Annotated in this window: 23 protein-coding genes and 1 tRNA gene; 10 read left to right on the forward strand and 14 right to left on the reverse strand. The window is 43.6% G+C overall.

Annotation, left to right across the window (positions count from 1 at the left end; all coding sequences use genetic code 11):
* Positions 1-117 precede the first annotated feature (117 nt).
* From F8C76_RS03170 to acs, 5 genes are all read left to right on the forward strand, one after another.
* A complete protein-coding gene (locus tag F8C76_RS03170; RefSeq protein WP_129654437.1) occupies positions 118-1,077 on the forward strand; it encodes a PhoH family protein in 960 nt (319 codons plus the stop codon).
* An 8-nt stretch (positions 1,078-1,085) separates the two neighbouring features.
* On the forward strand, positions 1,086-2,045 hold the full coding sequence (locus tag F8C76_RS03175; RefSeq protein ID WP_152130437.1) for a phosphoribosylaminoimidazolesuccinocarboxamide synthase: 960 nt from the start codon (positions 1,086-1,088) through the stop codon (positions 2,043-2,045).
* Between the two features lie 72 nt (positions 2,046-2,117).
* A complete protein-coding gene (locus tag F8C76_RS03180) occupies positions 2,118-2,372 on the forward strand; it encodes a DUF4212 domain-containing protein (protein ID WP_129654435.1) in 255 nt (84 codons plus the stop codon).
* Positions 2,372-4,147, forward strand: coding sequence for a sodium:solute symporter family protein (locus F8C76_RS03185; protein WP_152130438.1), 1,776 nt, complete (start codon positions 2,372-2,374; stop codon positions 4,145-4,147). Before F8C76_RS03180 ends, F8C76_RS03185 begins: the two co-directional genes overlap by 1 nt.
* A gap of 61 nt (positions 4,148-4,208) precedes the next feature.
* The gene (gene acs / locus F8C76_RS03190; protein ID WP_152130439.1) at positions 4,209-6,116 is read left to right on the forward strand and encodes an acetate--CoA ligase; all 1,908 of its coding nucleotides are present in this window, start codon (positions 4,209-4,211) and stop codon (positions 6,114-6,116) included.
* 3 nt (positions 6,117-6,119) lie between these two features.
* Here acs and F8C76_RS03195 read toward each other — a convergent pair whose 3' ends face one another.
* The 3 genes from F8C76_RS03195 to F8C76_RS03205 all read right to left on the reverse strand — a co-directional run bounded on the left by F8C76_RS03195 (position 6,120) and on the right by F8C76_RS03205 (position 9,220).
* Positions 6,120-6,800 carry a 3'-5' exonuclease gene (locus F8C76_RS03195; protein ID WP_249042350.1) on the reverse strand — a complete coding sequence of 227 codons (681 nt, stop codon included), beginning with the start codon at positions 6,798-6,800 and terminating at the stop codon, positions 6,120-6,122.
* On the reverse strand, positions 6,797-8,716 hold the full coding sequence (locus F8C76_RS03200; RefSeq protein ID WP_152130440.1) for a DUF294 nucleotidyltransferase-like domain-containing protein: 1,920 nt from the start codon (positions 8,714-8,716) through the stop codon (positions 6,797-6,799). The genes F8C76_RS03195 and F8C76_RS03200 overlap by 4 nt, the downstream gene beginning before the upstream one ends.
* Positions 8,717-9,146: 430 nt before the next feature.
* Positions 9,147-9,220: transfer RNA gene (locus F8C76_RS03205), tRNA-Met, on the reverse strand.
* A 138-nt stretch (positions 9,221-9,358) separates the two neighbouring features.
* Between F8C76_RS03205 and F8C76_RS03210 the strand changes: the two genes are divergently transcribed.
* Positions 9,359-9,742 carry an START-like domain-containing protein gene (locus tag F8C76_RS03210; RefSeq protein ID WP_116218958.1) on the forward strand — a complete coding sequence of 128 codons (384 nt, stop codon included), beginning with the start codon at positions 9,359-9,361 and terminating at the stop codon, positions 9,740-9,742.
* 52 nt (positions 9,743-9,794) lie between these two features.
* Complete coding sequence (locus tag F8C76_RS03215) at positions 9,795-10,649, forward strand: aminotransferase class IV (protein ID WP_152131457.1); 855 nt, start codon at positions 9,795-9,797, stop codon at positions 10,647-10,649.
* Here the strand turns inward: F8C76_RS03215 and F8C76_RS03220 are convergent.
* The 5 genes from F8C76_RS03220 to F8C76_RS03240 form a co-directional block, all read right to left on the reverse strand.
* On the reverse strand, positions 10,642-11,202 hold the full coding sequence (locus tag F8C76_RS03220; protein WP_116219329.1) for a YqgE/AlgH family protein: 561 nt from the start codon (positions 11,200-11,202) through the stop codon (positions 10,642-10,644). The two genes, F8C76_RS03215 and F8C76_RS03220, sit on opposite strands and share 8 nt — an antisense overlap.
* A 123-nt stretch (positions 11,203-11,325) precedes the next feature.
* A complete protein-coding gene (locus F8C76_RS03225; RefSeq protein WP_129654430.1) occupies positions 11,326-11,598 on the reverse strand; it encodes an HU family DNA-binding protein in 273 nt (90 codons plus the stop codon).
* A 177-nt stretch (positions 11,599-11,775) separates the two neighbouring features.
* Positions 11,776-12,738 carry a methionyl-tRNA formyltransferase gene (fmt, locus tag F8C76_RS03230; protein WP_129654429.1) on the reverse strand — a complete coding sequence of 321 codons (963 nt, stop codon included), beginning with the start codon at positions 12,736-12,738 and terminating at the stop codon, positions 11,776-11,778.
* A complete protein-coding gene (locus F8C76_RS03235; protein WP_152130441.1) occupies positions 12,716-14,611 on the reverse strand; it encodes a RecQ family ATP-dependent DNA helicase in 1,896 nt (631 codons plus the stop codon). Before F8C76_RS03235 ends, fmt begins: the two co-directional genes overlap by 23 nt.
* Entirely contained in the window at positions 14,611-15,174 is a 564-nt protein-coding gene (locus F8C76_RS03240) for an AAA family ATPase (RefSeq protein WP_152130442.1), read from the reverse strand. The genes F8C76_RS03235 and F8C76_RS03240 overlap by 1 nt, the downstream gene beginning before the upstream one ends.
* An 84-nt stretch (positions 15,175-15,258) precedes the next feature.
* On the opposite strand from F8C76_RS03240, the gene F8C76_RS03245 reads away from it, so the two are divergent.
* The 3 genes from F8C76_RS03245 to murA all read left to right on the forward strand — a co-directional run bounded on the left by F8C76_RS03245 (position 15,259) and on the right by murA (position 17,604).
* Positions 15,259-15,546 carry a DUF493 family protein gene (locus F8C76_RS03245; RefSeq protein ID WP_129654426.1) on the forward strand — a complete coding sequence of 96 codons (288 nt, stop codon included), beginning with the start codon at positions 15,259-15,261 and terminating at the stop codon, positions 15,544-15,546.
* An 84-nt stretch (positions 15,547-15,630) separates the two neighbouring features.
* Positions 15,631-16,281, forward strand: coding sequence for a DUF4290 domain-containing protein (locus F8C76_RS03250; RefSeq protein WP_152130443.1), 651 nt, complete (start codon positions 15,631-15,633; stop codon positions 16,279-16,281).
* A gap of 15 nt (positions 16,282-16,296) precedes the next feature.
* Positions 16,297-17,604 carry a UDP-N-acetylglucosamine 1-carboxyvinyltransferase gene (gene murA, locus F8C76_RS03255; RefSeq protein ID WP_152130444.1) on the forward strand — a complete coding sequence of 436 codons (1,308 nt, stop codon included), beginning with the start codon at positions 16,297-16,299 and terminating at the stop codon, positions 17,602-17,604.
* A gap of 4 nt (positions 17,605-17,608) precedes the next feature.
* Here murA and F8C76_RS03260 read toward each other — a convergent pair whose 3' ends face one another.
* The 6 genes from F8C76_RS03260 to F8C76_RS03285 all read right to left on the reverse strand — a co-directional run bounded on the left by F8C76_RS03260 (position 17,609) and on the right by F8C76_RS03285 (position 20,844).
* The gene (locus F8C76_RS03260; RefSeq protein ID WP_152130445.1) at positions 17,609-18,025 is read right to left on the reverse strand and encodes an SRPBCC family protein; all 417 of its coding nucleotides are present in this window, start codon (positions 18,023-18,025) and stop codon (positions 17,609-17,611) included.
* A gap of 13 nt (positions 18,026-18,038) precedes the next feature.
* Positions 18,039-18,419 (reverse strand): DoxX family membrane protein, encoded by a 381-nt coding sequence (locus F8C76_RS03265; RefSeq protein ID WP_152130446.1) that lies wholly within the window; start codon positions 18,417-18,419, stop codon positions 18,039-18,041.
* A gap of 12 nt (positions 18,420-18,431) precedes the next feature.
* Positions 18,432-18,929 carry an SRPBCC family protein gene (locus F8C76_RS03270; protein WP_152130447.1) on the reverse strand — a complete coding sequence of 166 codons (498 nt, stop codon included), beginning with the start codon at positions 18,927-18,929 and terminating at the stop codon, positions 18,432-18,434.
* Positions 18,926-19,378, reverse strand: coding sequence for an SRPBCC family protein (locus F8C76_RS03275; protein ID WP_152130448.1), 453 nt, complete (start codon positions 19,376-19,378; stop codon positions 18,926-18,928). The genes F8C76_RS03270 and F8C76_RS03275 overlap by 4 nt, the downstream gene beginning before the upstream one ends.
* The gene (locus tag F8C76_RS03280) at positions 19,365-19,703 is read right to left on the reverse strand and encodes a metalloregulator ArsR/SmtB family transcription factor (protein WP_152131458.1); all 339 of its coding nucleotides are present in this window, start codon (positions 19,701-19,703) and stop codon (positions 19,365-19,367) included. The genes F8C76_RS03275 and F8C76_RS03280 overlap by 14 nt, the downstream gene beginning before the upstream one ends.
* 133 nt (positions 19,704-19,836) lie before the next feature.
* The gene (locus F8C76_RS03285; RefSeq protein ID WP_152130449.1) at positions 19,837-20,844 is read right to left on the reverse strand and encodes a pirin family protein; all 1,008 of its coding nucleotides are present in this window, start codon (positions 20,842-20,844) and stop codon (positions 19,837-19,839) included.
* Positions 20,845-20,846: the final 2 nt, after the last annotated feature.

A 20,846-nucleotide genomic window follows, 5' to 3' on the forward strand; every position in this document is an offset into this window, starting at 1 on the left:
TACTGTTGATATGTTTTTCCACGCTCGAATTGATTTTTGGTTAAGTTTGTGGAGTAAAATTACATTAAAAAAGAAAGAATCCAATTCTTCAAAAAATAACTCTAAACACCCCGTTTTTTGAACGAACTTATAATTGAACTCACGGATATAAGCCCCCAGGACTTCTTCGGGCAACAGAACGAGAATATTGAACTGCTCAAAAAATATTTCCCAAAACTGAAAATCGTTGCCCGTGGCAATAAGATAAAGGTGTATGGGGATGAAGAACTCTTGGAAGAGTTCGACAAGCGATTTGATATGCTCACGAGCCAGTTTGCAAAGTATAACAAGCTTGATGAGAACATGATCGAGCGCGTACTCACCAGTGATGGAAATGAGGACCATGTGGCATCCAAAAGCAGCGGGGACGTCTTGGTCCACGGTGTAAGCGGCAGATTGATAAAAGCCCAGACCGTAAACCAAAGAAGAATGGTGGATGCTTGCAAGGTGGATGATATGGTCTTTGCCATTGGTCCGGCCGGTACAGGAAAGACCTACACAGGAGTGGCCTTGGCCGTAAAAGCCTTGAAGGAAAAGCAAGTACGGCGCATTATCCTTACCCGTCCCGCTGTGGAAGCAGGGGAAAACCTTGGTTTTCTTCCAGGTGACCTTAAGGAAAAACTAGATCCATATATGCAACCTTTGTACGATGCCCTCCGGGATATGATTCCCGCTGAAAAATTGGCAAAGTACATTGAGGATGGTACCATTCAGATTGCTCCCATGGCCTTTATGCGGGGACGTACCTTGGACAATGCCTTTGTGATCTTGGATGAGGCGCAGAATACCACCCATGCCCAAATGAAGATGTTCCTTACCCGTATGGGAAAGAACGCCAAGTTTTTGCTAACGGGGGATCCTGGGCAAATAGATTTGCCCAGACGCGTCATTTCGGGCTTAAAGGAAGCTTTGCTTATCCTTAAGAATGTGGATGGCATCAGTATCATTTATTTGGATGACAAGGACGTTATTCGCCACAAACTGGTCAAAAAGGTTATCGACGCCTACAAAAACATAGAACACCAAAACCAATTCTAAACAAGATTATGGGGCAAAATACAGTAATGGCCACGGATTTTCATTTTCCGGGCCAAAAATCGGTATACAAAGGAAAAGTAAGGGAAGTATATACATTGGAGAACGATATCCTGGTCATGGTGGCCACGGACCGTCTTTCAGCTTTTGATGTGGTCATGCCCAAAGGAATACCTTACAAAGGGCAGATTCTGAACCAGATCGCTACCCAGATGATGAAGGACACCGAAGATATTGTGCCCAATTGGTTGATGGCCACCCCAGACCCCAACGTGGCGGTAGGAAAGGCCTGTGAACCCTTTAAGGTTGAAATGGTGATACGTGGATATCTTTCTGGTCATGCGGCCAGGGAGTATAAAGCAGGAAAACGTTTGCTATGCGGGGTACCTATGCCCGAAGGCATGAAAGAAAACGATAAGTTCCCAGAACCCATCATCACCCCGGCCACCAAGGCGGAAAAGGGAGATCATGATGAAGATATTTCCAGGGAAGCGATTTTGGAGCGCAGCATTGTCTCGAAAGAGGACTACGAGGTTTTGGAAAAATATACCAGGGCCCTGTTTCAGAGAGGGACAGAAATTGCAGCCAAACGCGGATTGATTTTGGTGGATACCAAATATGAGTTTGGGAAGACCAAGGATGGGGAGATTGTACTCATCGATGAGATCCATACACCCGATTCCTCACGCTATTTTTATGCGGATGGATATGCAGAGTTGCAAGCGAAAGGAGAACCTCAAAAACAATTGTCCAAAGAATTTGTACGTCAGTGGTTAATTTCAAATAATTTTCAAGGTCTGGAAGGTCAGGTTGTACCCGAAATGAGCGACGTCTACATCGAATCGGTTTCTGAAAGGTATATTGAACTGTATGAGAGTATTACAGGAAAAGATTTCGAAAAAGCAGATGTTTCAAACATTGATGAACGCATTAAATTCAACGTTTCGGAGTATTTAAACAAACTTTCTTGAAAATGTTATCCCTTATAATTTTGAGTGCTGTTTTCTGAAGATTTCATATATTTCAGCCACTAAAATTATAAAATGGACATTAAGCAGAGAGAAAAGTATTGGAAAGAAAATTTAAAGTACCTGGGCATTCTTCTTGCCATTTGGTTTTTGGTTTCTTTTGGGTTTGGGATCCTTCTTGTGGATCAACTGAATGCCTTTAAATTGGGAGGTGTTAAATTGGGCTTTTGGTTTGCCCAACAAGGATCGATTTATGTATTCGTGATCTTGATCTTTGTGTATGTCCGACTCATGAACAAATTGGATAAAAAATATAACCTGGACGCATAATGGATATACAAACTTGGACGTTTATTATCGTCGGGCTCACTTTCGCTTTATATATTGGAATTGCTATTTGGTCCAGAGCGGGATCTACCAAAGAATTTTACGTTGCAGGAGGAGGAGTGTCTCCCTTGGCCAATGGATTGGCCACAGGCGCGGACTGGATGTCTGCGGCATCTTTCTTGGGAATGGCAGGAATTATTGCTTTTGCAGGATACGATGGTTCCGTATACCTTATGGGATGGACCGGTGGATATGTGCTTTTAGCATTGTTATTGGCCCCTTATCTGCGAAAATTCGGAAAATTTACGGTTCCTGATTTTATCGGAGATCGTTATTATAGCAACGTGGCCCGTACCGTGGCCGTTGTTGCGGCATTGTTTGTATCGTTCACCTATGTGGCCGGACAAATGCGTGGAGTGGGTGTGGTCTTTTCCCGCTTCTTGGATGTAGAAGTGAATACTGGGGTGTACATAGGTATGGCCGTCGTATTTTTCTATGCGTTCTTGGGAGGGATGAAAGGGATCACTTATACACAGGTAGCACAATATTGTGTGTTGATTTTTGCATTTATGGTACCCGCCATTTTTATTTCCCTTATGGTTACCGGAAATCCAGTTCCCCAATTAGGGTTCGCTTCATCTGGTGAAGATGGGGTTTATTTGTTGGATAAGTTGGATGGGTTGATGACCGAACTGGGCTTTACGGCCTATACGGATGGCACCAAATCCATGACCGATATGTTGTTTATCACTGCGGCCTTGATGATGGGTACCGCAGGATTGCCTCACGTGATCATCCGCTTTTTTACCGTACCAAAGGTTAGTGATGCCCGTAAGTCGGCCGGGTATGCATTGCTGTTTATCGCTATTTTGTATACCACTGCACCGGCGATTGCCGTATTTGCACGTACCAACCTAATCGAAACCGTGGAGGATACTCCCTATGAGGAAATTCCAGCTTGGTTTACCAAATGGGAAAATACAGGTCTCATCGCATGGACGGATAAGAATGGGGATGGAAAGATCCAATACCTTCCGGGTTCAGCGGTTGAAGGCAGACAACCCGAGTTTGTTGAAGGTAGGGGGGCACAAGGACAACGGATGATTTCCAATGCCAGCGCTTCAGCCAATGAATTGTATGTGGACCGTGATATCACCGTTTTGGCAAACCCTGAAATTGCAGGATTGCCCAATTGGATCATTGCTTTGGTAGCCGCAGGAGGATTGGCAGCAGCTCTATCTACTGCAGCAGGATTACTTTTGGTAATTTCCACATCTATTTCCCATGATTTGATCAAAAAGCAGATTGCTCCGGACATTTCGGATAAAAAAGAACTATGGGTTGCCCGTTTCTCAGCACTTTTGGCTGTAGTGGTAGCCGGATATTTTGGTATTCACCCTCCAGGCTTCGTGGCCTCGGTGACTGCCTTGGCCTTTGGTTTGGCCGCATCTTCATTCTTTCCGGCCATTATCATGGGAATCTTTAGCAAGCGTATGAATAGGGAAGGAGCCATCACAGGTATGGTCGCCGGACTTGGTATTACATGCTATTACATTGCCCGTTTTAAACTCGGTTGGATTGGAAACCCGGAAACCAGCACCCAAGAGCACTGGTGGTGGGGTATTTCACCTGAAGGTTTCGGAACCATGGGTATGTTGGTCAATTTTGCTGTGTCTATTTTAGTTTCAAGATTTACACCAGCTCCTCCGGAAGAAGTACAGGGTATTGTGGAAAACATACGTATACCTAGTGGGGCCGGAGAAGCAATTGAGCATTAATTCTGGTGAAAGTCCCTCTCTTTTTTTAATTTTAAAGGCACATAAAAATTTACTATAACTAATGAGTAATTACCATATTAAGCATCTGGAAGAATATTTTCAGGTGTATCGTAAATCTGTTAGAAACCCTGAGGATTTTTGGGAGGAAGTAGCGGAAGAACATTTTTTTTGGAGAAAAAGATGGAACTCCGTTTTGGAATGGGATTTCACAAAGCCCGAAATCAAGTGGTTTGATGGAGCGCAGCTCAATATTACCGAAAACTGTATAGACCGCCATTTGCGCAGTCGTGGCGATAAAACTGCCATTCTTTTTGAACCCAATGACCCCAATGAGGAAGCAGAGCATATTACCTATCGTGAGTTGCACGAAAGGGTTTGCAAATTTGCCAATGTTCTCAAGGATCAAGGAATAAAGAAAGGAGATCGTGTGGTCATTTATTTGCCCATGATTCCTGAATTGGCCATTTCATTGTTGGCCTGTGCACGTATCGGTGCCGTTCATTCTGTGGTGTTTGCAGGATTTTCTTCAACAGCCTTGGCCACACGTATCAACGATTGTGGTGCCAAAATGGTATTGACTTCGGATGGTTCGTACAGAGGCACCAAGACCATCGACCTAAAAGGTATTGTGGACGAAGCTTTGCAGCATTGTCCAAATGTGGAAACCGTATTGGTGGCCAAACGCACCGGAGAAGAAATCCCGATGCAAGAAGGTCGTGACAAGTGGTTACAACCTCTTCTGGACAAAGCATATTCTGATTGTGTTCCGGAAATTATGGATGCGGAAGACCCGCTCTTTATTCTGTATACTTCCGGTTCTACAGGTAGACCCAAAGGAATGATGCATACTACTGCAGGGTATATGGTCTACACGGCTTATACCTTTAAAAACGTCTTCCAGTATAAAGAACAGGATGTGTATTGGTGTACGGCAGATATCGGCTGGATCACCGGGCACTCCTATATTGTATATGGACCTCTTGCCAATGGAGCTACCACAGTGATGTTCGAAGGTGTGCCTTCCTATCCTGATTATGGTAGGTTCTGGGAAGTGGTTGAAAAACATAAAGTAACCCAATTCTATACGGCCCCAACGGCAATTAGGGCCTTGGCCAAGGAGAATTTGGATTTTGTGACCAAGCATGACCTCTCCAGCCTTAAGGTTTTGGGAACTGTTGGAGAACCCATCAACGAAGAAGCTTGGCACTGGTACAACGATCACGTTGGAGAGAAAAATTGTCCCATTGTGGATACGTGGTGGCAGACAGAAACAGGAGGTATCCTGATTTCACCCATACCTTTTTCAACACCTACAAAACCCACATATGCCACACTGCCTATGCCCGGTGTTCAGCCTGCTTTGGTGGATGAGAATGGGAAGGAGATAAAAGGAAACCAGGTGGAGGGTAGATTGTGCATTAAATTTCCATGGCCTTCCATAGCACGGACTATTTGGGGAGACCACCAGCGTTATAAAGACACCTATTTCTCTGCTTTTGAAGGGAAATATTTTACAGGTGATGGTGCCCTTCGGGATGAAGTGGGCTATTACCGAATTACCGGTAGGGTGGATGATGTGATCATTGTTTCCGGACATAATCTGGGTACAGCACCCATTGAAGATTCCATTAATGAGCACCCTGCGGTGGCAGAATCTGCCATTGTTGGTTTCCCTCACGATATTAAAGGGAATGCGTTGTATGGCTATATCATCTTAAAGGAAACTGGAGAGACCCGGAATAGGGACAACCTCAAAAAGGAAATCAATCAATTGATCACGGAACATATTGGACCTATCGCCAAGCTGGACAAGATTCAGTTTGTGCCTGGTTTGCCCAAGACCCGTAGTGGTAAGATCATGAGACGAATCTTAAGAAAGATTGCTTCCAAAGACACTAGTAATCTGGGAGATACTTCAACTTTGTTGAACCCGGAAGTGGTCGAGGTAATCATGAAAGAAAGTCTATAAGACTTAAAGCCCAAATTTTGGTGGATTTTGTTTTTTGAACAGATCTTTCAAATTTTTGGGCTTTAACTTTTCCACAATCGCCAGAAAAGCAATGGCAGTGATCAACGTGTCGCCCAGGGCGGTATGCCTATCTTTTTTGGAAATCCTGAACTTTTCGGCAAGCTCGTCCAAGGAATAGTTTTCTTTCTTTCGGAGTACCGTAGAAATTAGCAAGGTCCGTTTGTAGAGCAGACCGGTATCCAATGTTTTATTGAGCAATTGGGGGAGGCCGTTCCGTTTAAGGGCGGCATTGACCATACCCACATCGAACAATACATGGTGGCCCACAAGCACATGGTTTTTGGCATAGGCCAAAAATTGTTGCAATGCTTCCAGTTCGGATACACGTTCCTTCTTACTTTTCTTGAGGATTCCATGGATTTCAGCACTTTCAGCATCATAATGCTCCTGCTCTATATATACTTCAAAACTTTCTTTCACGACTATGGTGTTGTCCCTGAGTTTTAAGGCCCCGATGCATAGCATTCGGTCTTTGGTCATATTGAACCCAGTGGTTTCGGTATCGAGCACCACAAAAGTGTTCTCGGATATCGTTTCCGGAAGTTTATCCTTGAAATAATTGGCGTAGGTTTCCCAGAATTCCGGAAGTTCCAAGTGCTTCTTTTTTGAGAAAAACCCCATCATCGCAAAAGATTTTTTACTTGAAACCGTATTTGCAATAGCTCTTGGATTTCTTTGATGGTCTTGAAAGTACGCTTGAGCTTTATTTTTTCCTCCTTGTTCAATTGGTCCAAGGCGATGTATCTACCAGAATCATTATGTTGTAGGCCCTGCCTTGTCCTGAACTTTAAAAGGGCCTTGCTGGCATACGAAGCTGCCAAATAGAGTTCTTTGTTTTTGGGTTCCAGTTCGGCCAGTTTTTCATAGCGTTCCGCGGTGTTGTTGATGGATTTTATGGAATGGGAAAGAATCAAGACCCTCGCGGCATCAATAATGGGCATGAGGGCGCGAAGTTTCAAATCAAAGAAATCTTTGTGTTCCCCATCTTGTTCCACCAAAAAGTCCCTAAAAAATCCGGATGGGGATGGATTTTGCAATGCTCCACTGGCCAAATGGGTCAGGAATTGGGGATACTTCTTCGCATTTTCAAAAATGTGAAGGGAAAGCTCATCGGCGAGTGCTTTTTCGCCGTAATTGACATTGAAATCGAAGAAAATGGAAGATAGGAGAATTTCGTCCGGACCGGGATTGTTCATCCAATGGGAGGTAACCTCTTTCCATTCCTCCAAACTATGACACCACAGCGGATTGGAGGCCATCATTTCAGCCGGACAATATTCAAACCCTACTAAGTTGAGTTCCGTTGAAATTTGTTTGCCCAGCTGTAAAAAATAGGCTTGGGTCTCTTCCTTTTGCTCCGTTGGAACATCTTCGTAAAGAATGGCATTGTCCTGATCGGTAGTGAGTAACTGCTCGCCACGGCCCTGACTCCCCATGGCCAACCATGTAAACTTTACGGGAGGAGGGGTCTCCATCTGGTCAATACAAATTTGTATGACTTGTTTGATGGTGGCATCATTGAGTTCGGAAATGATTTTGCAGACCAATCCCATGGGAATGTTCTGTTCCAAATAGCCCTGCAATAGGTTTAAAATGCTATGCCGAATGGTCCGGAGTCTTTGGGAATCCGTTGCCCGTTTTATCGCTCGCATGAGTACGGCAGGGTTATTGCCTAGGGCCACCATAACATCGTGTTTGGAAAGAATGCCAATGGCGGGAGTGTCCGTGGTTCCATCCTCAGTTAGGCACAGATGACTGATCTGGCTTTTCATCAAAGCCATTTGGGCTTGGGTAATGGTCAGGTCCTTCGAGTAGGTAATGACCGGGGAAGACATGATGGCTTCGGCATTCTCTGTAATGGAAACCAATCCTGTGGCAACCTTGTTCCTTAAATCTTTATTGGTGATGATTCCAATGGGAAGTCCATCTTGGGTAACCAGAACACAGCCTACATTTCTTTGGGTCATGGAAGCGGCCAACGATTTTATCTGGGTTTCCTTGGAACAGGTGACCAAATTGGTGGAGTAACGAACGGGCTGTAGGTCCAGCATTTTGGTTTCGGGGTTTCCTTCCGCTTCATTGGGAACCCCGTACAATTTGCCCCTATGTTTAAGAGAATAGGGGTTCCGCGTGTTGGAGGCAAAGCTTTCTATTAAAAAATCCCCAACTTGTTGATTCTCCAGAGCAATGGGCTTGAACTCTTGAATGGGAATGGCATACAAAATGGTTTCTTCGCGTGCTGTGGCCTGAAGCTTGTAGTTTTCGTGCGCCAATAAGGGACGGAGACCAAAAATATCCCCTTCATCACAAATGTCCAGCATTTGTTGCGACCCTTTTTTGGTTAGGGCCACAGCTCCTTTGTGCACCACATAAAAGTAGTTATGGGGAGGCTCCTTTTCAGAAAAGACCAAGCTATTGTTCTCCTTATGGATAATGGTGACCTCATAGGACAATTTTTCCAATTGGTGTTCCGCCAAAATATTGAAAGGAGGAAATTTTTTTAAAAAATCGGCAACTCTTTCAGAAATGGTGTTCTTCATACCATAAATGTAATGGTAAAACCCATGGTAAGGATGCACTTCAAAAGAAAAAAGACCATCGAACAGGACGGCCTTTCAAATATGTATACGGAATTAAGGTAGTTTTTTCTAGAGTGTTGAAAGATACCTTATAATAAGGCCAAACCTAGGCCTATCAATAGCATGGAAGCTACCATAAGGATTTGAACTGTTTTTGTTTTCCCTCTTTTTGTAAGTAAGATTCCTAACATAATTCTCTTATTTTGAATTAAGATACGATTTTGTTTTTACATACCGTTTAAGGATGTGGTTCCATATACGGATTAAAAAAGGTTAGGATGATGAGCTGACAAACAAAAGGGGAGAATTTTTTGTGGGAAATACACAAGAAAGGTGATAAAAGAAGAAGGGCCAACAATTTGATAAACAATTGGTTGACCCTCCGTAAATGTAGCGAGAGGGAGACTTGAACTCCCGACCTCAGGGTTATGAATCCTGCGCTCTAACCACCTGAGCTACCTCGCCGTGGTTTCGCTAAGCGGGTGCAAATATAAAGTTTAATTTTTGCTGAATCAAAATTCAGGATTAATTTATTATTTGATATTTATTTTTTTATCTTCCCAAATTATATCAATTGTTGAAAAGGGATAATAGAACAGTATAATGAGCGATAAGGTAAAATTTGAAATTGAGTTTGTAATCCAAGCATCCCCACAGTTGCTTTACCAATATATTTCCACTCCATCCGGACTTTCCGAGTGGTATGCCGATAATGTGAACTCCAGAGGTGAGATATTCACTTTTATTTGGGACGGGGCCGAAGAACAGGCCAAAATGTTGAAACGAAAAAGCGAGGAATTTGTCAAGTTCACTTGGGTGGACAATGAGGATGACTCCTTTTTTGAGATGCGTATCATTGTGGATGAAATCACCAAAGATGTTTCTCTCTTCATAACAGATTTTGCTGAAGATGATGAAGTGGACGAGGCCAAGATGCTTTGGGAAAACCAAATTTCCGATCTTAAACAGGTATTGGGCTCCAAATAGTGGTATTCTCAACTAAGCCGTATATTTGACCTTGATTTTTCAAGGTTTTTTTATGGTAAATCTCAACGGAGAACTTTTTTCAGCTGAATCGGATATCTTCACTTCTGCCAATAGGGGGCTTAAGTATGGTGATGCCCTTTTTGAGACCCTCAGGTGTGTCAAGGGAGACCTTTTCTTTTGGGAAGACCACTATTTTAGGTTGATGGCTTCCATGCGAATGCTACGTATGGAAATTCCCATGACGTTTACCTTGGAATTTTTGGAAGCGGAAATAAAGAAGACCATTAGCGGAAATCAATGGGATGATGAAGCCGTAAGGGTCCGTATCACTATTTTTAGGAATGATGGGGGATTGTATGCCCCATTGACCAATAATGTTTCCTATCTGATTGAAGTGGGGGCCATGGCATCTCCATTTTATCTCATCCAAGATGACGGTTATGAGGTGGAGCTTTTCAGGGACTATTATGTCAACAAGGATATGCTCTCCACATTAAAGACTACCAATAAAATTCTGAATGTGGTAGCCAGTGTATATGCCCAAGAAAATGGTTATACCAATTGTTTATTGGTGAATACGGATAAAAATGTGGTTGAAGCCATTAATGGCAATCTTTTTTTGATTAAAGGAAATACGGTAAAAACCCCGCCACTGGGTGATGGATGTCTCAATGGAATCATTCGAAAAAAAATCATGGAGATAGTGGAGTCCATGGAGGGCTTTCAAATGTTGGAAGAATCTGTCTCACCTTTTGAGCTCCAAAAGGCGGATGAACTTTTTATAACCAATAGCATTATCGGCATTCAGCCCATAAGCAAATACCGCAAAAAACAATTTGTAAACACCGTCAGCAAAGGTCTTGTGGGCAAATTGAATGCCAAGGCCCGAATGGCCCAGACTAGTTAAGGGAAGGGTTTTCAGGAGCATTGGACCATAAGAGGTAATCGCCACCCAATTCCACCATTTTTTCTTTCCAGAAAGAAATTGAGGATTTTCCCAAAATACTGCTTTCGTACTCGTTTTTGACCACTACCCAAGACTTGGAGGAAAGCTCGTTGTCCAATTGCTGTGACCCCCATCCTGAGTACCCCAAAAAGAAGCGAATGTCCTGTTCGGTAATGATTCCGTTATTGATGAGCTCAACGATTTTCTCAAAGTTTCCACCCCAAAAGATACCATCGGAAATCTCAACACTGTCTTCAATCAATCCGGGAACTTTGTGGATGAAATAAAGATTGTCCTGCTCCACGGGACCGCCATTGAATACTTTGAACGGAATGGTAATTTCGGACACAAGGTCACAAATGGTATAATCCAACGGTTTGTTAAGGATAAACCCAACAGAGCCTTCATGGTTGTGCTCGGCAAGTAAGACCACGGATCTATTAAAAGAAACATCACCCGTGAGCGAAGGTTCTGCAACAAGCAATGTGCCTTTTTCTGGTTTTGGACTTACCATTTTCATGGACTACTTGACTTTAATTGCAGTATAATATACAACATTTACAAAAACAAAAAACCCTTATAACTAAAAAAGCGCCTCCCTAGGGAGGCGCTTTTGTATATTGTAATTACTAATTGATTAGTTTACTGCACCGCTCAATTCTGCACCTGCTTTGAACTTTACTACGTTCTTAGCTGCAATTTTGATGGTCTTACCAGTCTGTGGATTTCTACCTTCCCTGGCGTTTCTTTTGGAAACGGACCAAGAACCAAAACCAACCAAGGAAACTCTGTTTCCTTTTTTAAGCGATCCCTCTACATTTCCCAAGAAAGATTCCAATGCTTTTTTGGCTGCTGCCTTAGTGATGCCCGCATCGGCTGCCATAGCATCGATTAACTCTGTTTTGTTCATAATGGAATTAAATTAATTGTTGTTAAAATAATTTTAATGCTGAACAAATTTATACGGATTTGCATTTAACGCAAGTAAAACCGCGGGAAATAGGGGTTTTTGTTGATAACTTGAAACGTTTGTTGATAAAGTCAGAAAAAACAACCACTTTTTTCCCAGCCCTTTCATAGCAAGGGTTTAGCGCAGATGGGCATTTTCATCCAAGTTCAATCCATTCAAAACTTCGGAAACCTTCATTTTGCGCTTGCCGGGCAACTGTAGTTCCAGAATCTGTAAATAACCTTCCCTTACGGCAACCTTGAGCGTTTTTTTGTCCGCCAAGAGTTTTCCTGATTCCAGATGGTGTTCGCCGAACTCCATATGAGTCCCGTAAATTTTGATGGGCTCTTCCTTACCGTCGTTTACCAGATAGGTCCAGGCAGCAGGATAGGGGCTGAGACCCCGAATGAGATTATGTATATCCCCCAATGGAACATTCCAGTCAATCTGGCAAGTCTCCTTATGTATTTTATGGGCTGGCTTAAGAGGGTTGATTTCCTTTTGGGGCAGACCATCCACGGTGCCGGCAGCTATTTGGTTACAGGTCTCCACGACAAGTTCGGCTCCAAGTTCCATAAGCCTATCATGCAATGAACCCGCATTGTCTTCTGGTAGGATATTCTCTTCCCTTTGAAGAATAACACTTCCGGTGTCAATCTTATTATCAATAAAAAAGGTGGTCACCCCTGTTTTGGTCTCTCCGTTGATGATGGCCCAATTGATGGGTGCCGCCCCACGATACTGGGGCAGGAGTGAGGCATGTAGGTTAAACGTACCGTACTCGGGCATTTGCCAGACCACCTTGGGCAACATCCTAAAGGCAACCACTACATGTAAGTTGGCATTTAACCCCCGTAATTCATCCAGAAAGGATTCGTCCTTTAAATTGGTAGGTTGCAACACCTTGATATGGTGTTCCTCAGCAAACTGTTTTACAGGAGATGTTTGGACTTTCCGTCCGCGACCTGCTGGCCGGTCAGGAGCCGTGACTACCCCGACGACCTCAAAACCCGCTTCTAGGATACTTTTGAGACTGGCCACCGCAAAATCTGGGGTGCCCATAAAAACAATTCGCAATTTATTCTTTGATGGTATACTCATTAATTTGGTTTAAAACAATCACTTCATCCTCCAAAAGTCCCTGTAAGGCCAATAATAGCACTTTTTCATCCACTCCGGTAGCCTTTTCCAACTTTCTGGAAGTGCTTGGGCCAAGTTTCAGAAGGGCCAAGATCCGTTCCTCTAACTTAATGGGGGATTTTAACTTGTTCTGTTTGGTGCAAATATCGCAAGTGCCGCACTTTTCCTTGGCATTTTCCCCAAAATACTTTAGTAAATAAACGCTTCTACAGATTTTCTTGTTTCTGATATAGCCTAGCATTGCCTCCATATTTCCTTCTTTCACGGCATTGAGCTCCCGAATCCTTTTGGCAAATGGGTTTATGGTGTGGTCGTCTTCCCTGGGCACCAAAAAGGTAATTTCAAGGTCGCTGGTATTGTTTTGGTATTCCACGATACCGTCATCCTGCAACTGTTTTAGAAGTTTTTTCAAGGATTTTTCGCTCTTGTTGGTTTTCTTGGACAACAAGTACAGATTTATCTTTGTTTCGTATTCTGTAATTCCGCCATAAGTTCGAAGTATGGTCTGAATGATAGGAGCCGTTTTACGGTTCTTATCCAGATATGCAAAAATACCTGCCTTTGGAGCTACAAACTGAAGCAAGGTCTTTTCCCTAAAATTCTCCGAAAGGGCTATTACAGAGTTTTGGTCCAATACTCGTAAGGCGTTGAAAGCCTTGTTGGGATTGAATCCATAGCGGTTACAGAATTTATTGAACTTAAAACCCAAAGGTTCCTCGACCCATTCCCCGTAGGAAATTTGAAAAAAATTGTTCAGCTTGGAATATACGGTCTTCACAAAAGCCACATCGGGTAGACCTGACAGAAACTGTTGCTTGGCTCTTTCTTGGTCTTCCTTGGTGGTTAATATAATAGCAGTGGACGGTTTTCCATCCCTTCCAGCCCTTCCGGCTTCTTGAAAGTAACTTTCCAAACTGTCCGGAACTTGATAATGCACGACCAAACGAACATTGGGTTTGTCAACCCCCATACCAAAGGCATTGGTGGCCACCATGGTATTGATGTTACCTTCCAACCAAAGGTTGAGTTTTTCCTCCTTCTCGGTTTTGGAGATGCCCCCATGAAAAAATGTAGATCGAATCCCGTTCCGGTTCAAAAACTCTGCAAGTTCTTGGGTCATTTTTCGGGAACGTACATAAACAATGGAGCTTCCAGGGAACTTCTCCATATATTTTTTCAACTGATATAGCTTGTCTTCGGCACGCTTTACCTTAAAGGCAATGTTGGACCTGGAAAAAGAATCCTTAAAAATGGTGGCATTGTCCAGTTTCAAGTTTTGGACAATATCCTGAACTACTTTAGGTGTAGCCGTAGCCGTCAACGCAATGGTAGGAGTATCGGGAACAAGTTCTTTAAGTAGGGAGCAATCCAGATAGGCCGGTCTAAAGTCATTTCCCCATTGCGAGATACAATGGGCCTCATCAATAGCGATAAGATTCACGTTCATTTCTTGGATACGCTCCTGGATCATGGATTGTTGTAATCGTTCCGGCGAGAGGTAGAGGAATTTGTAATTGCCATACAGGCAATTGTCCAAAAGGTCGTTGAGTTCCTCAAAGGGGATTCCTCCTGTCAGGGCAATGGCCTTAATACCTCTTGCCTTTAACTGTTTTACCTGATCTTGGATCAAGGCCACCAAAGGTGACACCACAATGCAAATGCCATCCATGGCCAGTGCGGGGACCTGGTAGCAAATGGACTTTCCGCCACCCGTGGGCATCAGTGCCAATACATCCTGTCCGGAAATGACTTTGTCTATAATGGATTTTTGGGATCCCCTGAAATCATCATAGCCCCAGAATTCCTTTAAAATAACCTTTGCTTCTTTTTGCACTAAAGTTGATTAAGGGTTTCCAAAATAAAATCAATCCGCTTAGGGACTGCATCTTTTGGCACTTCAATGGGGTTATAGCCAAATTGGGTATACGTATTCATCAGCGCATCATGGATATTCTCTGCCTCTTCAAAGGTTTCCAGACGCTCATTGTCCGAAACATAGATTTCCTGCCACGGCGGAACAATGAAAATGGTATCGTATCTATTTTCCTGACAGGTATCTATGAATTCCTTGCCATAGGACTGCCCGAAGAAATCCATGTAAGCCAATACATCTGGGATTCCCCTATCAAAAAAGCTCAGGGGAACGTCCATCATCAAGGACTTTTGATAATGCTTTGCCCTTCCATAAAGGAGGTCCTTGTTGAACTGCATGGCATCTTCCACAAACACCAAAGGATTTGAGATGTGGGTATGTTCCTCCCCTTCAAGCCTGGCCTTGGAGGTCATGTCCCTTATAATTTCATGGAAACAATGGAACCCTTGCTTTTCCAAACCGTGGATTATGGATGTTTTTCCGGTTCCCGGAGCTCCCGTTACAACTACTTTGTTCTTGCCCAAACACTGTGATTTAGTATTACAAAGTAATGAAATCAGCCGATGGAAAAAAAATTGGGCCGTAAGCCATATATTTGTAAAAAAAAGATGGAAAAAGACAACCCGGACGAATTCTATGCGCGGCTCAAGGAGCAATTATTGGAAACCACCAGTTGGCCTTCCAATTATTTGTTCAAGTTTATTGTGCCCACGGATGAAAAGCGCATTGGTGAGATCAATGCTATTTTTGACAATACGGGAGCTGTAATTGAGTCCAAGAAGTCAAAAAAGGGTACATATACCAGTATTTCTATCACCGTGAACATGAAGGATCCGGACGAGGTGATAGCCAAATACAAACAAGTTTCCACTGTGGAGGGCGTTATTTCCCTTTAAAACCGCAGATTGCCATAATTTTATTATTTTGCAGGCGTTATCGGATAGACTTCCCGATAATTTAATTTCAATAAACATTTCAATTTGAACCTAGTAGAGAATTTAGAATACAATACAGAGCGTCCGAAGCTCTTCATTCCCGAATATGGCCGTCATTTTCAAAAAATGGTGGATCATGCTGTTTCCATAGCGGATCGGGAAGAACGCAATAAAGAGGCCCAGGCCATTATCAGTGTCATGGGAAATCTTCAACCCCATTTAAGGGATGTACCTGATTTTCAGCATAAGCTTTGGGACCAATTGTTCATCATGTCCGATTTTAAATTGGATGTGGATTCTCCTTTTCCGATCACTTCCAAGGAAGTGCTGCAACAGCGTCCCGAACCTTTGGAGTACCCACAGAACCACCCTAAGTATCGATTTTATGGGAACAACATCAAAAGAATGATCGATGTGGCCGTAAAATGGGAGAAAGGTGATATGCGTTCTGGCTTGGAGTATGCTATAGCCAACCACATGAAAAAGTGCTACCTTACTTGGAACAAGGATACTGTAGAGGATACGGCTATTTTTAACCATTTGAAGGAAATGAGCAATGGGGAGATTGATTTGGCCAATGATGGCGAAAACCTGACCGAGAGCGGACAGTTCCTTAAAAATAGGCAAGCCAAATCCAACAGGAGTAATGGTGGTGGCAGTAAAAAAGGGCAGCGCAACAGGAAAAAAAGGTATTAAATTCCAAAGGAATCCATGGGAACATTTCGAATAGAGGGTGGACATCAACTACATGGTGAAATTACGCCCCAAGGTGCCAAGAATGAAGCACTGCAAATTCTTTGTGCCGTACTTCTGACCGAAGAGAAAGTCACAATCCATAACATCCCGGACATTGTCGATGTAAACAAACTGATTGCCTTGCTGGAAGATTTGGGGGTTAAAATCCAAAAGAAAGGCAAGGGATCTTACTCGTTCATTTCGGATGACATCAATCTGGAATATCTGCAATCAGCCAAATTCAAGGAAGAGGGCAGGGGACTTCGTGGATCCATTATGTTGGTGGGACCTTTATTGGCCCGGTTCGGCAAAGGATACATCCCAAAGCCCGGAGGCGATAAGATCGGAAGGCGTCGATTGGACACCCATTTTGAGGGATTCATAAAATTGGGCGCTAAGTTCCGCTATAACAAGGAAGAATATTTCTATGGCGTGGAGGCCACAAAACTCAAAGGCACCTATATGCTTTTGGATGAGGCATCCGTGACTGGTACGGCCAATATCGTTATGGCCGCTGTTTTGGCGGAAGGTACCACTACCATCTATAACGCAGCCTGCGAGCCTTATTTGCAGCAATTGTGTAAGATGCTTAACCGCATGGGAGCGAAGATTTCAGGTGTAGGTTCCAATTTATTGACAATCGAAGGAGTTGACAGATTGGGTGGTACGGAACACACCATGCTACCTGATATGATTGAAATTGGTAGCTGGATTGGGCTGGCGGCCATGACCCAAAGCGAACTGACCATTAAAAATGTAAGTTGGGACAATTTGGGGCTTATCCCCAGTGTTTTCCGTAAGTTGGGTATTACTCTTGAAAGAAGGGATGATGATATTTTCATTCCCAAGCACGATAAGGGTTACCAAATCCAAAATTTTATAGATGGCTCCATATTAACCATTGCTGATGCGCCATGGCCAGGAATGACACCGGATTTATTGAGCATTATTCTCGTAGTGGCCACTCAGGCCAGGGGAGAAGTGCTCATCCACCAAAAAATGTTTGAAAGCCGACTGTTCTTTGTGGACAAGTTGATTGATATGGGAGCAAAAATTATTCTTTGCGATCCCCATAGGGCCACGGTGATCGGGCACGACTTTAAATCGACCTTGAAGGCCACTACCATGGTTTCCCCCGATATTAGGGCTGGGGTTTCCCTATTGATAGCGGCACTTTCTGCCAAAGGAACTTCCACAATCCACAATATTGAGCAGATAGACCGTGGTTATGAGAACATTGATGAACGCTTACGCGCCATTGGGGCCAAAATTGTAAGAGTTTAAAACTTCAATTGGATTCAGTATACTTCTTGAAATTGTTTAGAATGGCCTGCCAGCCATTCTTTTGCATCTCCAGAGAGTTCTCTTTTTCAGCATCGAAGGTAATGGTGACCTTGGTTTCTGCATTGGATTCTTCAAAAAGGACAACTGTTTTTCTTCCGTCCTCAAGAGTGAAGACCATTTTCTCTTCAGGAATTACTTCATCGTAAACTGCTTCAAAGTCGAAGCCAAAACTTCCATCCTTGGCTTCCATCCTAGCTAGGTATTTTCCGCCTTTCCGCAAATCATTTTTTGCGGATGGACAGTGCCAGCTATCATCAGCAAAATTCCATTGGGTAATATGTTCCGGCTTGGTATAAAAATCCCAGACTTTATCCAAGGTTGCAGCAATGTGGGCGTCTATGGTGATAGGTGTTGTTTCCATGTGTGCAATTGGTTTAGGATTGGAACATTGGTTGGTACTTCGGCCAGTTCTCAATAATGACCCAAAGGTTGATGGCAAACAAGGGAAGTGCAATGGGAAGTCCAGAAGTGTCGGTAACGGTGTTGATCAACAGTATTCCCACCATTACAGGCAGAATGACAATGGCCCCGAGTGCCCTAGTCTTTTTAAAAAGGAACAGTATACCGCCTACAAGTTCCACTAGACCCACAAGGGGGATTAACCAACCCATGGTCATAATGGCCTGCATCATTTGCATGAGACTTTCCGGAAGATCTTCGGGAACGGGCATGTAGTTGAAGAATTTGTTCAAGCCCGCATTGATGAACATCAGACCGAACAGCACACTGACAACAGTGATGATTTTTTGTTTCATGATTGAGATGATTTATAAATTTGACAATAAGGAATCCAATCCTTGCAAAGCAATGGTAAAGCCTTCTTTGAAACCAAGTTCGATTATTTTTTCCAAATCGGACAAATTTTTGTGCTTGATGGTGATATATACCAAGGTCGTATCCCCTTGATTCTCAAAATCCAAGTTCCAGTCCGACCTTGGAAATTCGTCATTGATGTTTCCGTCCGCATCGCAAAAAGCATCCCAATATTGAAAGTTGGTTTTTGGAGAAATGGAAGTGAAATCGGCCACGGCCCAATGCTCCTCTCCTTCGGGGCCGCACATGGCATAAAGACGCCTTCCACCTACTTCGAACACCATGGACTTGGTTTTGGCCACCCATGGTTGTGGGGCCCACCATTGGTCCAGGATTTCCGGTTTGGTAAAAGCATCCCATACCACGTCCTGTCCGGCGGCAAACTCCCGCTTTACATGTACGCTGTTGTTTTCCTTGTTTACGGTAAAATCAAATAAGAGATTGGTTTTCATAGAGAAAGTTTTAATTGGGATATATAGTTTTCAAGTTTGGCGATATTCTGTTTCATGCCCTCATCGGCTTTGTGGGCCTTGATTATGGTCTGTAGCATTTCCTCGGTATCAAACACTGCAGTCCAGGACATGTGGGTTTCCTCTCCGTTTGGTTCAAATACAATAGTGGTAATGAAATGTGGATTGAAGTGCTCAAACACAATTTTTTCATGGGGAACTATTTCCTTGAAAATGCTTCGGTTGGGGTAGTTGGTGCCATCTGGTCCGTGCATGGTCAGTTTCCATTCACCACCTTCCCTAAGGTCCATCTGCTGTATGGTATTGGTAAAGCCATCGGGCCCCCACCATTGTGCAATGTGCTCAGGGTTGGTCCATACTTCCCATACCAAAGCAATCGGGGCTTTCAGGGTTCTTGAGATTGATAATTGTCTACGTTCAGTGTTTTCCATTCTTTTTTGCGTTTTGAAGGTCGGCCAAGTACCTATCTAGATTGTCGAAACGGTTTTCCCAGATTTTCTTGAACTGTTCCAGCCACAGGTCAATTTCCTGCATCTTGTCAACCTTCAACTCAAAGAAGATTTCCCTACCCTGTTGATTTGATTTGACCAAATCACATTCGTTTAGGATTTGAAGATGTTTGGAGATGGTGGGTCGAGCCGCATCAAAGTTTTCCGCTATGGCACCAGCGGTCATGGTTTGTGATGCAAGCAGGACCAATATGGCCCTGCGTGTTGGGTCGGCAATGGCTTGGAATGGATCTCGTCTCAATTTCATCATGAAGAAATTTAAAATATGAAGCTATTTGACTACAAATATATATGTAGCTATTTGACTACGCAAATAATTTTTAGAAATTTTACCTACGGTTGGGGAGGGTGGTGGTTCTGTTTCAGATAAATAGGCCTAATTACGAGCCTTTTTCCACGAGATTGCCATCGGGATAAAGTGCAAATCTACCTCTGTCCTTATCATGCACATGGTCTGGATAGGGCCAAGGCCAACCTCCAAATTGGGTGAGCTGGTATTCTTCCATGGCCTGCTGGATTTCTTCTTCGGTATTCATTACAAATGGGCCATACTTGGCTACGGGTTCGTCAATGGGCTTACCTTGAAGCATCAAGAAATGGGCTTTTTCCTCACCCACTTTAACCGTGACTTCTTGGGTAGGGTCTAAAGCGATGCCAAATTTGGAGTTTACCTTTCTGTCGCCGATAAAGATTTCGGACCCTTCATAAAAGTATAGAGTACGATTGGTGCCAATACTGGCTTTGGGCAAGGTAAACTGGGTATCGGCCTCTACCAAAATATTCCAAACAGCCACCTCATTTTCTGGATTGGCCGCCCAAGAATCAGGGGCAGGGGAAAGGGCAGGAGTGCCTTTGTAATCCCCTGCGATGACTTTTATTTGTGCCCCGTTCTCTTTTACCACGGGAATATCTTCATGCCAAAGCATTTTAAAATGGGGGTCCACAAATTTGCTGGCCTTGGGTAGGTTCAACCAAATTTGGAACAGTTCCATGGGGTTGTCGGTATCATCATGGAGCAGCGGGAACATTTCGGAGTGTTGCACGCCTCTACCGGCTGTCATCCACTGTACATCACCTTCACCAAACCTACCAGCAGCTCCCAAAGAATCTGAATGATCACAGTATCCTTTGTTCACCACGGTGATGGTCTCAAACCCACGGTGCGGGTGATAAGGGAAACCCGGTATGGTATTGCCATGGTACATACGCCACTTTTGGGCAGGGTCAAAATCATTGCCTATATTTCTTCCCCTGAGTAGTTCAGGGTCTGGTCCCATTTCGCCATTTCCCTTGGGAAAATGGTCTAGGTGATATACGCAAAAGAGGAAGGGGTCCTGGGTGTGCCAAGGAAAACCCAACGGAAATGTATGTAAAACAGGATTGTTCATAA

Source organism: Flagellimonas olearia (assembly GCF_009184425.1).
Lineage (GTDB): Bacteria > Bacteroidota > Bacteroidia > Flavobacteriales > Flavobacteriaceae > Flagellimonas > Flagellimonas olearia.

Coding starts and splice junctions, on each gene's coding strand:
- F8C76_RS03260 (WP_152130445.1), bottom strand. CDS start 18,025: ATGGAAACAACACCTATCACCATAGACGCCCACATTGCTGCAACCTTG.
- F8C76_RS03200 (WP_152130440.1), bottom strand. CDS start 8,716: ATGAAGAACACCATTTCTGAAAGAGTTGCCGATTTTTTAAAAAAATTT.
- F8C76_RS03275 (WP_152130448.1), bottom strand. CDS start 19,378: ATGGAAAACACTGAACGTAGACAATTATCAATCTCAAGAACCCTGAAA.
- murA (WP_152130444.1), top strand. CDS start 16,297: ATGGGAACATTTCGAATAGAGGGTGGACATCAACTACATGGTGAAATT.
- acs (WP_152130439.1), top strand. CDS start 4,209: ATGAGTAATTACCATATTAAGCATCTGGAAGAATATTTTCAGGTGTAT.
- F8C76_RS03265 (WP_152130446.1), bottom strand. CDS start 18,419: ATGAAACAAAAAATCATCACTGTTGTCAGTGTGCTGTTCGGTCTGATG.
- F8C76_RS03245 (WP_129654426.1), top strand. CDS start 15,259: ATGGAAAAAGACAACCCGGACGAATTCTATGCGCGGCTCAAGGAGCAA.
- fmt (WP_129654429.1), bottom strand. CDS start 12,738: ATGAGTATACCATCAAAGAATAAATTGCGAATTGTTTTTATGGGCACC.
- F8C76_RS03175 (WP_152130437.1), top strand. CDS start 1,086: ATGGGGCAAAATACAGTAATGGCCACGGATTTTCATTTTCCGGGCCAA.
- F8C76_RS03180 (WP_129654435.1), top strand. CDS start 2,118: ATGGACATTAAGCAGAGAGAAAAGTATTGGAAAGAAAATTTAAAGTAC.
- F8C76_RS03210 (WP_116218958.1), top strand. CDS start 9,359: ATGAGCGATAAGGTAAAATTTGAAATTGAGTTTGTAATCCAAGCATCC.
- F8C76_RS03195 (WP_249042350.1), bottom strand. CDS start 6,800: ATGATGGGGTTTTTCTCAAAAAAGAAGCACTTGGAACTTCCGGAATTC.
- F8C76_RS03225 (WP_129654430.1), bottom strand. CDS start 11,598: ATGAACAAAACAGAGTTAATCGATGCTATGGCAGCCGATGCGGGCATC.
- F8C76_RS03185 (WP_152130438.1), top strand. CDS start 2,372: ATGGATATACAAACTTGGACGTTTATTATCGTCGGGCTCACTTTCGCT.
- F8C76_RS03280 (WP_152131458.1), bottom strand. CDS start 19,703: ATGAAATTGAGACGAGATCCATTCCAAGCCATTGCCGACCCAACACGC.
- F8C76_RS03270 (WP_152130447.1), bottom strand. CDS start 18,929: ATGAAAACCAATCTCTTATTTGATTTTACCGTAAACAAGGAAAACAAC.
- F8C76_RS03215 (WP_152131457.1), top strand. CDS start 9,795: ATGGTAAATCTCAACGGAGAACTTTTTTCAGCTGAATCGGATATCTTC.
- F8C76_RS03220 (WP_116219329.1), bottom strand. CDS start 11,202: ATGGTAAGTCCAAAACCAGAAAAAGGCACATTGCTTGTTGCAGAACCT.
- F8C76_RS03285 (WP_152130449.1), bottom strand. CDS start 20,844: ATGAACAATCCTGTTTTACATACATTTCCGTTGGGTTTTCCTTGGCAC.